The sequence below is a fragment of the Pseudomonas sp. AC229 genome, assembly GCF_979254655.1.
Genome location: NZ_CEEDHK010000009.1, coordinates 134,176 through 149,131, shown reverse-complemented (window position 1 = coordinate 149,131; position 14,956 = coordinate 134,176). Strand labels below are relative to the sequence as shown.

Genomic DNA, 14,956 nt, shown 5'->3' with positions numbered 1-14,956 from the left:
CGCTTATTCCGCAATCAACCAATCCAACCGCCAATTCCCCTCACTCTGCGCCAACGTCTTGGCCAGCCACGGCAGCAGTTCTTTCAGCTCCTCCTCCAACCCCCACGGTGCGTTGGCGATCACCAACCCGGAGCCGCTCAGGCGCGTGGCGTCGTCCGGGCTGTGCACAAACAGTTCAGCGCGCAGCAGTTTCGGCGCGGTGGATTTGCCCAGGCTTTGGTAGAAACGCTTGAGCTGGCGTTCATCCTTGATCGGGTACCAGATGGCAACGATGGTCTGGCGCATGCGGCCTATGCTTTCGTTCAGCGCGGTGACGCAGCGGTCCAGCTCGTCGCTCTGTTCAAACGGCGGGTCGATCAGCAGCAGCGCACGCTTTTCCGCCACCGGCAGCAAGGCGCGCGGCACGTGCCAGCCTTCGCCCAGATGCACAGCCACGCGCCGGTCGCCGCGCATGTTTTCTTTGAGCAATTGGCCATCTTGCGGGTGTTTTTCGTTGAGCAGTACGCGGTCCTGGTCGCGGGTGAGCTGGCGCGCCAGCTCGGGCGAACCGGGGTAGTAGCGCAGCTCGCCGTCCGGGTTCATGGCCTTGAGCACGTCGAAATAATCGTCGGTGCTGGCCGGCAAGTCGTCGGCGTTCCACAGCCGGGCAATGCCTTCGAGCCACTCACCGGTGCGGCTCGCTTCATCGCCCTTGAGGTCGTACAAACCCAGGCCGGCGTGGCTGTCGAGGCACACGAACGGTGCTTCCTTGCGCGCCAGCAGCGCAATGATGCGGCTGATGATCAGGTGCTTGAGCACATCGGCGTGGTTGCCGGCGTGGAAGGCGTGGCGGTAGTTCATGCGAGAAGATCCTCGGGGCGCGCTGAGGCGGCGAAGTTTACCAGCCCGCCCTGTGCGGATGGCGACTGGGTTTTGCTGCTTTATCACTCCCCTGTATGAAGCTAGGCGCTGCCCGCCGCGCGCAATAGACTCCGGCAACGTTGAATAAAACCGTCCCATCACAACAGGTACGCCGCATGTCCGAGACTCTGCTCAGCTCCCGTAACCTGGCCTTCGAACTCTACGAAGTGCTGGATGCCGAAGCCCTGACCCAACGCGAGCGTTTCGCCGAGCACAGCCGCGAAACCTTCGATGCTGCCATCGACACCGCCCGCAGCATCGCCGAAAACCTGTTCGCGCCGCACTGCCGCAAGAACGACGAGCACGAGCCACAGTTCGTAGACGGCGCAGCGGTGCTGATTCCGGAAGTGAAGCCTGCGGTCGACGCCTTCCTCGAAGCGGGCTTTCTCAATGCCTCGCGCGACTTCGAAGCCGGCGGCATGCAATTGCCGACGCTGCTGTCGCAAGCCTGCTTCTGCCACTTCCAGTCGGCCAACGCAGCGACCACCTCGTACCCGTTCCTGACCATGGGCGCGGCCAACCTGATCGAAAGCTTCGGCACCGAAGAGCAAAAGCAGCGCTTCCTGCAGCCGATGATCGACGGCCGCTTCTTCGGCACCATGGCCCTTACCGAACCGCACGCCGGTTCTTCCCTGTCGGACCTGCGCACCCGTGCCGAGCCGGCCGGTGACGGCAGCTACCGGATCAAGGGCAACAAAATCTTTATCTCCGGCGGCGACCACCCGCTGTCGGAAAACATCGTGCACATGGTGCTGGCCAAGCTGCCGGACGCACCGCCCGGTGTAAAAGGCATCTCGCTGTTTATCGTGCCCAAGTTCCTGGTCAACGACGACGGCTCGCTGGGCAAGCGCAACGACGTGATTCTGGCTGGCCTGTTTCACAAGATGGGCTGGCGCGGCACCACCTCCACCGCGCTGAACTTCGGCGATAACGGCGAGTGCGTGGGCTACTTGGTCGGCAAGCCGCACGCGGGCCTGTCGTACATGTTCCAGATGATGAACGAGGCGCGTATCGGCGTCGGCATGGGCGCGGTGATGCTCGGTTACGCCGGCTACCTGTACTCGCTCGACTATGCCCGCCAGCGCCCACAAGGTCGCCTGCCCGACGGCAAAGACCCAACCACCGCGCAGGTGGCGATCATCGAGCACGCCGACGTGCGCCGCATGTTGCTAACCCAAAAGGCTTACGTGGAAGGCTCGTTCGACCTGGCCTTGTACGCCGCACGCCTGTTCGACGACACGCAAACCCTGAGCACCGAAGAAGAACGCAAAACCGCGCTGGAACTGCTCGACCTGCTGACGCCCATTGTTAAATCCTGGCCGTCGGATTACTGCCTGAAAGCCAACGAACTGGCGATCCAGATTCTCGGCGGCCACGGCTACACCCGCGAATACCCGGTGGAGCAGTACTACCGCGACAACCGCCTGAACCCGATTCACGAAGGCACCTACGGCATCCAGTCCCTCGACCTGTTGGGCCGCAAGGTTTCCATGAACGGCGGCGCGGCGCTCAAGCAACTGGTGAAGCTGATTCAAACCTGCTGCCAGCGCGCCGAAGCGCATCCATCGCTCAATGCCCTGCGTGAGCCGCTGGAGCATCTGTTGTCGCGCCTGTCGACCGTCACCCTGTCGCTGCTGGGCGACCTGATGAAGGGCAAGGTCAACGAAAGCCTGGCCAACTCGGCGCTGTACTTGAAAGTGTTCGGCCACATGGTTATCGGCTGGCGCTGGCTGGAACAAGCCATCCGCGCCGAAGAAGGCCTGGCCAAAGGCAACGCCCAGGACCACGACTTCTACACCGGCAAACTGCAAGCCGCACGCTACTTCCTGACCTGGGAAGTACCGAGCATGCACCACGACCTGGCGATTCTGGAGGCCAAGGACGATACGTGCCTGGCGATGCAGGATGCTTGGTTCTAAGGACGCCTCGTTCTGATTTTGTAGGAGCCAGCTTGCTGGCGAACGGCCCGACACCGCTTCGCGAGCAAGCTCGCTCCTACAAAAAGCAACGTAACCAAGTCAGTAACGATTGCCCCGCCCCAACGCGGGGCTTTTTTTTGACAGGCGCAGGAAAACGCGGGTTAGAATCGTCTGGCATGCCTGCTGCATGCTCTAAGCTATTTTCGATCTAAACCCGTTTACCTGGAGTTCCGCCTTTGGATGCCACCGCCATCAATAGCCTGTTCCTGATCGGCGCATTGCTGGTAGGCGCGAGCATTTTGGTGAGCTCGCTTTCTTCGCGTCTGGGCATCCCGATTCTGGTGATCATTCTGGGCGTCGGCATGTTGGCCGGCGTCGATGGCCCAGGCGGCATCGGTTTCAGCAACTACCCCCTCTCGTACTTGGTCGGCAACTTGGCGCTGGCGGTCATCCTGCTCGATGGCGGCTTGCGTACGCGGGTGTCGAGTTTCCGCGTGGCACTGTCGCCGGCCTTGTCGATGGCCACCGTCGGGGTGCTGATTACCACCGGCCTGACCGGCATGGCCGCCGCCTGGTTGTTCAACCTCAGCCTGGTGCAGGGCTTGTTGGTCGGTGCCATCGTCGGCTCCACCGACGCCGCTGCGGTGTTCTCGCTGCTGGGCGGCAAAGGCCTGAACGAACGGGTAAACGCTACCCTGGAAATCGAGTCCGGTAGCAACGACCCCATGGCGGTGTTTCTCACCGTTACGCTGATCGACATGCTCGCCCGCGGTGAAAACGAATTCGGCTTGGGCCTGTTGCTGCACCTGCTGCGCGAATTTGGCATCGGTGCGGTCGTGGGCCTGGCCGGCGGTTGGGTGGTGCTCAAGCTGGTTAATCGCATTCACTTGGCGCACGGCTTGTACCCGTTGCTGGTGGTCAGCGGCGGCCTGCTGACCTTTGCTCTGACCAACGCACTGCACGGCAGCGGCATTCTTGCCGTGTACCTGTGCGGTCTGGTGCTGGGCAACAAGGCCATCCGCTCGCGCCACGGCATTTTGCACATGCTCGACGGCCTGGCCTGGCTGGCGCAGATCGGCATGTTCCTGGTGCTGGGGTTGTTGGTCACGCCCCACGACTTGCTGCCCATCGCGCTGCCGGCCCTGGCCCTGGCGCTGTGGATGATTCTGATCGCTCGGCCGCTGTCGGTGGCCGTGGGCTTGTTCCCGTTCAAGGCCTTCCACGACCGCGAAAAAGTGTTTATCGCCTGGGTCGGCCTGCGCGGCGCGGTGCCGATCATTCTCGCCGTGTTCCCGCTGATGGCCGGGCTGGAACATGCGCAGCTGTACTTCAACTTGGCGTTCTTTATTGTCCTGGTGTCGCTGGTGGTGCAAGGCACCAGCTTGCCGTGGGTGGCGAAGTGGTTGCGGGTAACGGTGCCGCCGGAGCCGGCGCCAATCTCCCGCGCAGGCCTTGAAGTGCACCCCACCAGTCAGTGGGAGCTGTTCGTATACCGGCTGGGCGCGGAGAAGTGGTGCATCGGCGCCGCCCTGCGCGAACTGAAGATGCCCGACGGCACGCGCATCGCCGCCTTGTTCCGCGGCACCGAGCTGCTGCACCCCTCCGGTAGTACCACGCTGGAGGCCGGCGACATGCTCTGCGTAGTCGGGCATGAACACGACCTGCCGGCCCTCGGCAAACTCTTCAGCCAGGCGCCGAAACGCGGCCTGGACTTGCGCTTCTTCGGTGACTTCGTGCTCGAAGGCGACGCCGAACTGGCGGCCATTGCTGCGCTGTACGGCCTGAAAGTCGGCGAAGTGGACGCCCACATGCCGCTCGGGCGCTTTATCGCCCACGAAATTGGCGGCGAGCCGGTTATTGGCGACCAGGTGGAGTGGAATGGCCTGACCTGGACCGTCGCGGCCATGGAAGGCAACAAGATTCGCAAGGTCGGCGTCAAATTCCCCGAAGGCAGCCGCCCCGGCCCCGGCCTGTTCCTCTAAACTGCTCGCTTCCCGAGCCGCACGATTGGCGACCATGTCTCTGTTTCCTACTTCGCTCCGTACCCTTCTTACGGCCAGCCTGCTTGGCCTCGCGCTGATCATTCCGTCTTTGCATGCCGCCGAACCCCCGAGCAGCGCCGATGTTCAGCGCAACCTCGATGGCCTGGCCGCACGCAAACTGGCCGAGCCTGATGCCTCGACTATCAAGCAGATCCTGGAAAACACCCTGGAACTGCTGGCGGAAAAAGGCGACGCCGAAGTTCGCTTGACCCAGCTCAAGCAAAAGCTCGCCGAGGCGCCAAAGCTCACCGCCGACAGCCAGCGCGACCTGGCCAAACTCAAAGCCAACCCGCCGGACGCTTTTCGCGAGCGTTACGGCGCGCTGAGCATTCCGCAGCTTGAACAAAAACTGACCGACATCAGCACCCAGCTTAGCGACTGGCAAAAAGCGCTGGCCGTGGCCAATAGCGACATTCTTACCGCGCAAACCCGGCCCGAACGCGCCCAGGCGGAGATCAGTAACGGCCAGACGCGCATGCAGGAGATCGGCAACCTGCTCAAGGTGGGCAAAGAGGCCAACAAGCCACTGAGCCCTGAACGCCGCGACCAACTGAACGCCGAGCAGGCAGCCCTGGTGGCAAAAATGGCCTTGCGCCGCGCCGAGCTGGCGGGCAACAACGTGCTGCAAGACTTGGGCAACATCCAGCGCGACTTGCTGGTGGAACGCATCGCCCGTGCCGAACAACGCAGCAATGACCTGCAAACCTTGATCAGCGAAAAACGCCGGGCGCAGTCGGAAAAAACCTTGGTGGAATTATCCAAGGAGGCGCAGAACGCCGGCTCCGACAGCGTGGTAGCCCTGGAAAGCGCTGAGAACCTCAAGCTCTCCGACTACCTGCTGCGCGCCACCGACCGCCTCAACGACCTGACCAAACAGAACCTGCTGACCAAGCAGCAACTCGACAGCGTCAACCAGGCCGATCAGTCGCTGGAAGAACAGATCAACGTGCTCAAGGGGAGCCTGCTGCTCTCGAAGATTCTTTATCAGCAGAAAGAATCGTTGCCGCAACTGACGATGAATCAGGACCTGGCCGACGAGATTGCCGACATCCGGCTCTACCAGTTCAACCTCGACCAGACCCGCGATCAATACGGCTCGCCGCAAGCCTATGTCGACAGTCTGTTGGCCAAACAACCTGCCGAGCAGGTGACGCCGGAGGTGCGCCGCACGCTGCTGGACCTGGCCAACACCCGCGCCGAACTGCTTGAGCGCTTGAGCCGAGAGCTCAATGCGCTGCTCAACGAATCGATCACCCTGCAACTTAACCAAAAGCAACTGCAAGCCACAGCCAAAGCCCTGCGCGCCACGCTTGAAGAGCAGATGTTCTGGATTCCCAGCAACAAGCCGCTGGACCTTTCGTGGCTGCGGGTTGCGCCGCGCTACCTGCAAAGCCAGCTGGCCGACCTGCCGTGGGGCGACGGGCTCAAGCAGTTGTTCGAAGCCCTGGGCGAGCGGCCGTGGTTTTTCCTGCCGCTGGCGTTGGTCAGTGGCCTGCTGATCTGGCAGCGCAGCACCATCTATCGCAAGCTCGGCGAACTGCACGAAGACATCGGCCACTACAAACGCGACAGCCAGCTGCACACGCCCTTGGCATTGCTGCTGAACATCTTGCTGGCTTTGCCGGTGTCGCTGCTGCTGGCGTTGGGCGGGCTGGCGCTGCGGGTGGATGCCCGTGGACTGAACGCCGCACTGGGCGGCGCGCTGCTGGAAATGGCCCAGGCCTGGCTGGTGTTCTACACGCTGTACCGCATTCTGGCGCCGGGTGGCATGGCCGAGCTGCACTTCCGCTGGCCGCGCCCGCAGGTGGCGTTTATTAGCAACCAGGTGCGCAAACTCGGGCTGGTGGTAATGGCCCTGGTCGCGGTGGTGAGCGTGGCTGAGCAGCAACCCGCCTCACTGGCCGAAGACGTGATCGGCATCATCATCGTGCTCACCTGCTTTTGCCTGATGACCTGGCTGCTGGGCAAATTGCTGCTCACCGAGCCGTTGCGTGAACACGCGTCACCGTTCCGTCTGGTGATCGGTACGGCGTTCACCCTGTTGCCGTTTGCGCTGATCATCGCGGTCGGCTTTGGCTACTACTACACCTCGCTGAAGCTCACGGATCGGCTAATCAACACCCTGTATTTGCTGATCGTCTGGCTGATTATCGAAGCCGCGTTCGTGCGCGGCCTGGCTGTGGCGGCACGGCGTCTGGCCTATGCCCGTGCCCTGGCGAAACGTCAGGCGCAGGCCAAGGAGAACGTCGACGGCGAAGAAGTGCCGGTGGAAACCGCGCGACTGGACATCGAGCAGGTCAACCAACAGTCGTTGCGACTGATTCGCCTGGCGCTGCTGTCCGGCTTTATTGGCTGCCTGTATTTGGTCTGGGCCGACCTGATCAGCGTGTTCGCCTACCTCGACAACGTCACCCTCTACCAATACGCCGCCGGCACGGGCGCTGCTGCCACGCAGTTGCCCATCAGCCTGCTGGATGTACTCGGCGCGCTGTTGATCATCGGCGTGACCATCGCCCTGGCCAATAACCTGCCCGGTCTGCTGGAAGTGTTGGTGCTGTCGCGCCTGTCACTGGCGCAAGGCAGCGCGTATGCGACCACCACGCTGCTGTCTTACGCGATTGCCGGCATCGGCATCGTCAGCACGCTGTCGACCCTGGGCGTGAGTTGGGACAAGTTGCAATGGTTAGTGGCGGCGCTGTCGGTCGGTATCGGTTTCGGTATGCAGGCGATTTTCGCCAACTTCATTTCCGGCATCATTCTGCTGTTCGAGCGTCCGGTGCGCATCGGCGACCTTGTGACCATCGGCACTGTGACCGGCACGGTTAACCGCATTCGTATCCGCGCCACGCACATCACTGACGGCGACCGTAAAGCGGTGATCGTGCCGAACCAGACCATTCTGACCAGTCAGCTGATCAACTGGACGCTGACCGACACCATCACCCGCATCGTGCTGACCTTTAACGTGCAGCGCGGCTCGGACCTGGAGCTGGTGCGCAAGCTGATGCTGCAAGCCACCCAGGAAAACTCCCGCGTGCTGCGCGACCCGGCGCCCACCGTGCAACTGACCGCCTACGGCGCCAGCACCTTGGATCACGAGCTGAAAATTTATGTGCGCGAACTGGGCGACCGCGGCCTGGCCACCGACGAATTGAACCGCCGTATCGACCAGTTGTTCCGCGACAACAACATCAACTCCAGCTCCACGCCGAAGATGGAAATTTTCCTCACCAATGCCGAGGGGAAGGAACATCAGGTGGAAGCGGCTGAGGAAGCGCAAGCGCCAAAACCGGCGCCGTGACATTAAACCCATCGCGGCTAAAGCCGCTCCTACAGGTTTCGTAGTTTGTGGGAGCGGCTTTAGCCGCGATGCTGTTTGGCAGGTTTATTGACCCGTCGGTGGCGAAAGCTGTCCAACTGATTTCCGATCCCAGCCTCTTTCGGACAACGCCATTGAAAACCCTCGCCGATCTGAACTTCGATAACCGCTTCGCCCGTTTAGGCGACGCGTTCTCCACTGAAGTGCTTCCCGAGCCCATCGATGACCCGCGCCTGGTGGTCGCCAGTTCCGCCGCCATGGCGCTTGTGGATCTGGACCCCAACGAAGCGGCGAAACCGGAATTTGCTGAAATCTTTGCCGGCCACAAACTGTGGGAAAGCGCCGAGCCGCGCGCCATGGTGTATTCCGGTCATCAGTTCGGTTCCTATAACCCGCGCCTGGGTGATGGCCGTGGACTGCTGCTCGGCGAAGTGGTGAACGACGCGGGCGAACATTGGGATTTGCACCTCAAGGGCGCCGGGCAAACGCCCTACTCGCGCATGGGCGATGGGCGCGCGGTGTTGCGCTCTTCGATTCGTGAATTCCTCGCCTCCGAAGCCATGCACGCGCTTGGTATTCCCAGCAGCCGCGCTTTGTGTGTGGTGGGTTCCAGCACGCCGGTGTGGCGCGAGAAAAAAGAAACGGCCGCCATGGTGCTGCGTATGGCCCCCAGCCATGTGCGCTTCGGCCACTTCGAATATTTCTATTACACCAAGCAGCAAGAGCAGCTTAAAACCCTCGCCGAGCATGTGCTGCGCTGCCACTTCCCCGCGTGCCTGGAGCAACCGGAGCCGCACCTGGCCATGTTCCGCGAGGTGCTGGAGCGTAACGCCGAGATGATCGCGTATTGGCAGGCGTACGGCTTTTGCCACGGGGTGATGAACACCGACAACATGTCGATTCTGGGCATCACCTTCGACTACGGCCCCTTCGCTTTTCTCGACGACTTCGACGCGCGCTTTATCTGCAACCACTCCGACGACAGCGGCCGCTACTCCTTCAGCAATCAGGTGCCCATCGCCCACTGGAATCTGTCGGCACTGGCCCAGGCGCTCACGCCGTTTATCAGCGTTGAAGCGCTGCGCGAAACGCTCAACCTGTTCCTGCCGTTGTACCAGGCGCATTACCTCGACCTGATGCGCAAACGCCTGGGCCTGTACCAACCGCACGATGACGACAACAGCCTGATCGAACGGCTGTTGCAGCTGATGCAGACCAGCCCGGTCGACTACAGCCGTTTCTTCCGCGAACTGGGCGACAGCGCCCCGGTCGATGCGTTGAAACGTCTACGTGAAGACTTTGTGGACTTAGCCGGCTTCGACGCCTGGGCCGCCGACTACCTCACCCGCTGCGGCGATCTGGACGTCGCCGAGCGGCGCGCGCGGATGCATGCGGTGAACCCGAAATACATCCTGCGCAATTACCTGGCACAGCAAGCGATCGAAGCCGCCGAGCGCGGGGACTACAGCGAAGTGCGCCTGCTGCATGAGGTGCTGAGCAAGCCTTTTGACGAGCAGCCGGGCATGGAGCGCTTTGCCGAGCGGCCACCGGAATGGGGCAAGCACCTGGAAATCAGTTGCTCTTCGTGATTACCCGCCGGCCCCTACGTTATGGAGGCAGCTAGAAGCCAATCGAGCCCCATGCGCACATGCTCATGGGTGCTATCAATCAAAGGCAGCGGCGCCTCTGAGCCGTCCAGCAGAAGATCAATTTCGGTACAGCCCAGAATTGCCGCCTCGGCGCCTTGGGCTTTTAGCTCGCCCAGGCAATCGAGGTAGTAGCGCTGGGACGCTTCCGGAAACTGGCCCAGGCAGAGCTGCTGAAAAATGATTCGGTCAATTTCGGCCTGCGCTTCGGGCGCAGGCACCAGCACCTCGATGCCGAAGCGCTCACTGAGGCGGTCACGGTAGAACGCTTCCTGCATGGTAAAGCGGGTGCCGAGCAGAGCCGCCTTGCGGATGCCTTGCGCTTGCAACGCCTGCCCCACCGCATCGCCAATGTGCAGGAGAGGAATATCCACCGCCGCCTCGATGGCCGGTGCCACTTTGTGCATGGTGTTGGTCGCCAACAGCAGCGCCGTGGCGCCGGCGTTTTGCAGGCCTGCGGCGGCTTGCGCCAACGCCTCGCCGGCGCCCTGCCAGTCACCACTTTTTTGCATGGCGGCTATCTGGGCGAAATCTACTGAATGCAGCAATAGCGGCGCGGAATGCAGCCCGCCGAGCTGGTCGCGAACGCCTTCGTTGAGCAGGCGGTAATACGTGACTGTCGATTCCCAACTCATGCCGCCTAGAACGCCGAGGGTGTGCATGGTGATCTCCTTGTTGTGAACCTGAAGGCTAGTGGGTTCGCAGGCGCGTACACAGATACAGCAACGGGTGGAGGCGGCGGCACAGTCGCGGTGCTTCCAAACGCTAAATTCCTAGATGGCATATAAACCTTCCCAATCAGTCTTAGACTCTCTAAGCAAAGCTCTCTATCGTTGCGCCACCGAACGGCTAACCGCTCGCCCCGCTTAAGGCTCCGCTGTAGATGAAAATCCGCGAACTCGATTACTCCGCAAGCCCCCTCAATACCGAACACCAGGCAATGGGCTTGCCGCCGGTTGAAGACTACGTCTCCCATCCCGCCAATCACCCCGTGCTGCGCATCGCCATGTGGCTGGCGGTGGCGATTCTGGTGAGCCTGCTGGGCTTTCTGGCGTGGCGCCTGTTCTTTGGTAACCACGAGAGCAGCGGCCTGGAAATTATCGAGAGCGCGCTGACCAGCCCGCTGTTCTGGAGCGCCGTGGCCGTGGGCTTTTTCGCCCAGGCTATCGATGGCGCGTTGGGCATGGCCTACGGCATTACCGCGACCACCTTCTTGCTCAGCGCGGGCGCCTCGCCTGCTGCGGCCAGCGCCAGCGTGCACATCGCCGAAGTGTTCACCACGGGCCTGTCTGGCATCTCCCACGTGAAGCTGGGCAACGTGAATAAATCGCTATTTTTGCGCTTGCTGATTCCCGGCATGATCGGCGCCGTGCTGGGCGCGGTGATCATCACGCAATTCGACGGCAAGGTACTCAAGCCCTTTATTTCCGCGTACTTGCTGATCATGGGCCTGTACATCCTGCGCAAGGCGTTCAAGCACATCGTGGAAAAACGCGAGCCCAAGCACATCGCCAAGCTGGCGTTGTTCGGCGGTTTCGTCGACGCGGCCGGTGGCGGTGGCTGGGGCCCGGTGGTGACGACCACGCTGATCGGCTCGGGCAGCGATCCGCGCACCACGATCGGCTCGGTGAACTTCGCCGAGTTTTTCCTGACCATCGCCAGCGCCACCTCGTTTATCTTGCTAGCCGGCCAACCGAGCACCTGGTTGCTGGTAGCGGGCCTGGTTTTCGGCGGCTTGTTCGCCGCGCCGTTCGCGGCGTTGCTGTGTAAAAAGCTGCATGCAAAAACCTTGCTGATCATGATCGGCAGCCTGATCACGCTGATCAGCGCGTACAACATCTATATCGGTCTCACCGCTTGAAAGCGCCGGTCTGCGGCTCCAGATAGCGCGTATAGCCTCTGGAGCCAGACATGTCCGACCCTCTCGTCATTCCCTGCCCGCACTGCAACAGCCTCAATCGCATTCCCTCCGACCGCACCGGCGACAGCCCGCGCTGCGGACGCTGCAAAGAGGCGGTGTTGCTGAGCGCGCCGTTCGACCTCACCCAAGCCAGCTATGCCAGTCAGATAAAAGGCGACCTGCCGTTGCTGGTGGACGTGTGGGCCAGTTGGTGCGGGCCGTGCCAGGCGTTTGCGCCGACCTTCAAGCAAGCCGCTGGGCAATTGCTGGGCCGGGCACGCCTGGCCAAGCTCGACAGCGAAGCTAACCCGCAGCTTTCTGCTCAGTTGGGCATTCGCTCGATCCCGAGTTTGCTGCTGTTCAAAAACGGCAAAGAAGTCGCACGCCAAAGCGGCGCGATGCCACTGGCGCAACTGCTCGGCTGGCTGAAAGCCCAGGGCGTGTAAGCGTCACTTTTGGTCAGGCGCGGCGAGCGCCGCGGTCATTGTTGTCCGCCGGTTAATGGCTAGGCTGGAGCCTTCTAAAACAAGAGATTCCGGCCATGGCCTTTCCCCTCGAGGTTGCGCGGCAACTTACCGAAGAACAGATCGCGTTCGTCAAACGCAGCCAGTTGAAGGCCGAAGTGCTGGAGCCTGGCTTTGTGCGGTTGTGCATGCCACTGGCCGGCAACCAGAACCACATCGGCAGCATGTATGCCGGCGCGCTGTTCACGCTGGCGGAAATCCCTGGCGGCGCGCTGTTTCTCACCAGCTTCGACACCCAGCGTTTCTACCCGATCATCAAGGAAATGAACCTGCGCTTTCGCCGTCCGGCGACCGGCGACATTCGCGTGGAAGCGCGCCTGGACGCCGCCGACATCGAGCGCCTGCAAACCGAAGCGGCTGAGACGGGCAAGGCCGAGTACGTGTTGGAGTTGGCGCTGACTGACAGCAGCGGCGAGGTGGTGGCGCACAGTCGAGGGTTGTACCAACTGCGCAAGCACTAGGCTCGGCGGGCTAGCGGCCGAGCAGTTTGGCCAGGCCGACGGCCATCGGTGTCGGCTCGCCTACCCGATAACGGCTTAGAAGCCGCTCGTTGTTGGCGCGGGAATGGCGGATGTCACCGTCCCGTGCCGGCCCGTACGAGACGGCGGGCAAATCGCCGACCACGGCGCGAATATGCTCCAACAACTGATTGAGGCTGGTGGCGCGGTTGAGGCCGACATTGGCTGCGCCCTCTTCCACGCCGGGCAGTTCCAGTGCCTGCACCAGCAGGTCGATCAGATCACCCACATAAAAGAAATCGCGGGTCTGCTCGCCGTCGCCGAACACGGTAATCGGCAGCCCTTGCTGGGCGCGCTGAATAAAAATGCTGATGACCCCGGAGTACGGCGAAGAAGGATCCTGCCGTGGGCCAAAGATATTGAAAAAGCGGAAGATCGCCGGCTCCAGACCATGCTGGCGGCGGTAGAAGTCCAGATACTGCTCGCTCGCCAGCTTGTCCACCGCGTAAGGCGTCAACGGCGCTTTCGGCGTGTCTTCGTCGATAGCCTGGCCTTCGCCGTTATTGCCGTACACCGCCGCGCTGGAGGCAAACAGCACGCGCTTGACGCCATGTTGGCGCATGGCCTCACACACATTCAGGGTGCCGACGAAATTGCTCTGGTGCGTGCTCACCGGATCGTCCACGGAGGCTTGCACCGACGCCACGGCGGCGAGGTGCACCACCGCCTGGCAACCGGCCACCGCGTCAGCGACCAACGCCGCATCCGCCACGCTGCCGACGCGCAGCTCCAGGCTCGGGTTGTCGAGCGGCAAATTGCTGCGTTTGCCCATCGACAGGTCGTCGAGCACGCGCACCGAATAACCGTTGGCCAACAGGGCATCGACCAGGTTGGAGCCGATAAAGCCGGCGCCCCCGGTAATCAGAACGGGACGATCAGGCATGGCGGTAGTAACGGTCCAGAAGGCTCGGCAAGCCGGCACGCCAGGCGCGCGGTTTGATGCCAAAGGTGTGGAGAATTTTCTTGCAGGCCAGCACGGCGTGCTGCGGTTCGTCGGCCACATCGGGACGCGCGGCGTGCGCCTGCGCACCGATTTCCTGCACCGCCAGTTGCCGGTAATTACGGGCTTCGGTCAGCACCGCCTGGCCGAGAGCCAGCGAGGTGGTGGCCTCGTAACCACCGTAGTGGTAGGTGCCCCACAGCGGCGCCTGGCAGTCGAGTTGCTTGATGACGGCAATCAGCACGCGAGCCGCATCGTCGATGGGCGTGGGGTTGCCGCGTCGATCATCGGCCAGAAACAGCTCTGACTCCTGCTCGGCACGGGCCAGAAAGCGTCCCAGCAAACCTTCGGCACTGGCATCGAGCAGCCAGCCAAAGCGAATCAGCACATGCCGCGGGCACGCCGCCCGCACGCTCTGTTCAATGCGCCACAACGCCTGACCGCGCAGGCCGAGCGGCACCTGTTCTTCCTTTTCGCTGTACGCAGTCGCGCGCGAGCCGTCGAAAACCCGGTAGCTCGACGGTTGAACCAGGCGAATGGAGTGATGTTGGCAAAGTTCGGCAAGGCGCTCGACGGCGCGCTCTTGCGGGGCGAAACGCTCGGCGCCCACCGTTTCGGCCTGAAACCAGTCGAAGTAGTACGCGAGGTTTACCACCACGTCGGGACGGGTTTCATCAAGCAGCAAGGTCAGGCTGGTGGCATCCCAGCCGCCCTCGGGGGGGCGCGGCGCGAGGAAGCCGATGTCATCTTCGGCTCCCAGGCGGATCAGCGCCTGCCCAAGGGCATTGCCGCCGCCCAGAAGCATTAGGCGCATTTGCATACGTCAGAAAGGCCTAATCAAAAAGGTTATGAATACCAAGAGGTGCTTCCACGAACGAATAAAAAGCGGGTTGTTCAGCAACCATTGTCGGGAAACCCTGGCAAGGACGTAGAAGCAGTCCCGAATTGTATGGGATTTTCTAGGGTTTCAAACAAATGACGGCTTTTTTTGCAGGAAAACTTTACTCAATCTTCCATGGGCGTGAAAACCGTTCATCGAATGGCGCGTTCCGATAACGCCCGACGAACGGTAGTCTCGCCACGAGTATTCCGCATAAGGCCCGTTACGCCGGCAAGTGCAAGTTGAGCCGCCGCGAACGATTCGCCAGCTGGATCAACTCGCGTCCTGACTCGGCCAATTGAGCTGATCGACGCCTTTACCCAAACCGGATAGCCGCTGAAGAGCTACCCGCTGGAATCCATGCTGCG

11 protein-coding genes are annotated in these 14,956 nt (G+C 61.9%); 7 read left to right on the top strand and 4 right to left on the bottom strand.

The features are described 5' to 3' along the window. Positions 1–3 precede the first annotated feature (3 nt). Complete coding sequence (locus tag AC0IW7_RS14320; protein ID WP_122493286.1) at positions 4–840, bottom strand: 23S rRNA (adenine(2030)-N(6))-methyltransferase RlmJ; 837 nt, start codon at positions 838–840, stop codon at positions 4–6. A gap of 176 nt (positions 841–1,016) precedes the next feature. On the opposite strand from AC0IW7_RS14320, the gene AC0IW7_RS14315 reads away from it, so the two are divergent. The 4 genes from AC0IW7_RS14315 to selO all read left to right on the top strand — a co-directional run bounded on the left by AC0IW7_RS14315 (position 1,017) and on the right by selO (position 9,769). Continuing rightward, positions 1,017–2,819, top strand: coding sequence for an acyl-CoA dehydrogenase (locus AC0IW7_RS14315; RefSeq protein WP_471818871.1), 1,803 nt, complete (start codon positions 1,017–1,019; stop codon positions 2,817–2,819). Between the two features lie 236 nt (positions 2,820–3,055). After that, positions 3,056–4,801: a potassium/proton antiporter gene (locus AC0IW7_RS14310; RefSeq protein ID WP_471818869.1), complete on the top strand. Its 1,746-nt coding sequence runs from the start codon at positions 3,056–3,058 to the stop codon at positions 4,799–4,801. Between the two features lie 34 nt (positions 4,802–4,835). Further along, positions 4,836–8,162 carry a mechanosensitive channel MscK gene (gene mscK / locus AC0IW7_RS14305; RefSeq protein WP_471818867.1) on the top strand — a complete coding sequence of 1,109 codons (3,327 nt, stop codon included), beginning with the start codon at positions 4,836–4,838 and terminating at the stop codon, positions 8,160–8,162. Positions 8,163–8,314: 152 nt separating this feature from the next. Next, on the top strand, positions 8,315–9,769 hold the full coding sequence (selO, locus tag AC0IW7_RS14300) for a protein adenylyltransferase SelO (protein ID WP_471818865.1): 1,455 nt from the start codon (positions 8,315–8,317) through the stop codon (positions 9,767–9,769). A gap of 14 nt (positions 9,770–9,783) precedes the next feature. On the opposite strand, the gene AC0IW7_RS14295 is transcribed toward selO, so the two are convergent. Continuing rightward, positions 9,784–10,488 carry an aspartate/glutamate racemase family protein gene (locus AC0IW7_RS14295; RefSeq protein ID WP_471818863.1) on the bottom strand — a complete coding sequence of 235 codons (705 nt, stop codon included), beginning with the start codon at positions 10,486–10,488 and terminating at the stop codon, positions 9,784–9,786. A 221-nt stretch (positions 10,489–10,709) separates the two neighbouring features. Between AC0IW7_RS14295 and AC0IW7_RS14290 the strand changes: the two genes are divergently transcribed. The 3 genes from AC0IW7_RS14290 (at position 10,710) to AC0IW7_RS14280 (ending at position 12,711) form a co-directional block, all read left to right on the top strand. Continuing rightward, positions 10,710–11,687, top strand: a complete 978-nt coding sequence (locus tag AC0IW7_RS14290) for a sulfite exporter TauE/SafE family protein (RefSeq protein ID WP_471818862.1) — start codon at positions 10,710–10,712, stop codon at positions 11,685–11,687. A gap of 50 nt (positions 11,688–11,737) precedes the next feature. Continuing rightward, complete coding sequence (gene trxC, locus AC0IW7_RS14285; protein WP_471818860.1) at positions 11,738–12,172, top strand: thioredoxin TrxC; 435 nt, start codon at positions 11,738–11,740, stop codon at positions 12,170–12,172. 95 nt (positions 12,173–12,267) lie between these two features. Next, the gene (locus AC0IW7_RS14280) at positions 12,268–12,711 is read left to right on the top strand and encodes a YiiD C-terminal domain-containing protein (protein ID WP_471818859.1); all 444 of its coding nucleotides are present in this window, start codon (positions 12,268–12,270) and stop codon (positions 12,709–12,711) included. Between the two features lie 10 nt (positions 12,712–12,721). On the opposite strand, the gene AC0IW7_RS14275 is transcribed toward AC0IW7_RS14280, so the two are convergent. Both AC0IW7_RS14275 and AC0IW7_RS14270 read right to left on the bottom strand, forming a co-directional pair. Continuing rightward, positions 12,722–13,651, bottom strand: a complete 930-nt coding sequence (locus AC0IW7_RS14275) for an NAD-dependent epimerase/dehydratase family protein (RefSeq protein WP_471818857.1) — start codon at positions 13,649–13,651, stop codon at positions 12,722–12,724. Continuing rightward, on the bottom strand, positions 13,644–14,528 hold the full coding sequence (locus tag AC0IW7_RS14270) for a sugar nucleotide-binding protein (RefSeq protein WP_471818855.1): 885 nt from the start codon (positions 14,526–14,528) through the stop codon (positions 13,644–13,646). Before AC0IW7_RS14270 ends, AC0IW7_RS14275 begins: the two co-directional genes overlap by 8 nt. Positions 14,529–14,956 lie beyond the last annotated feature (428 nt).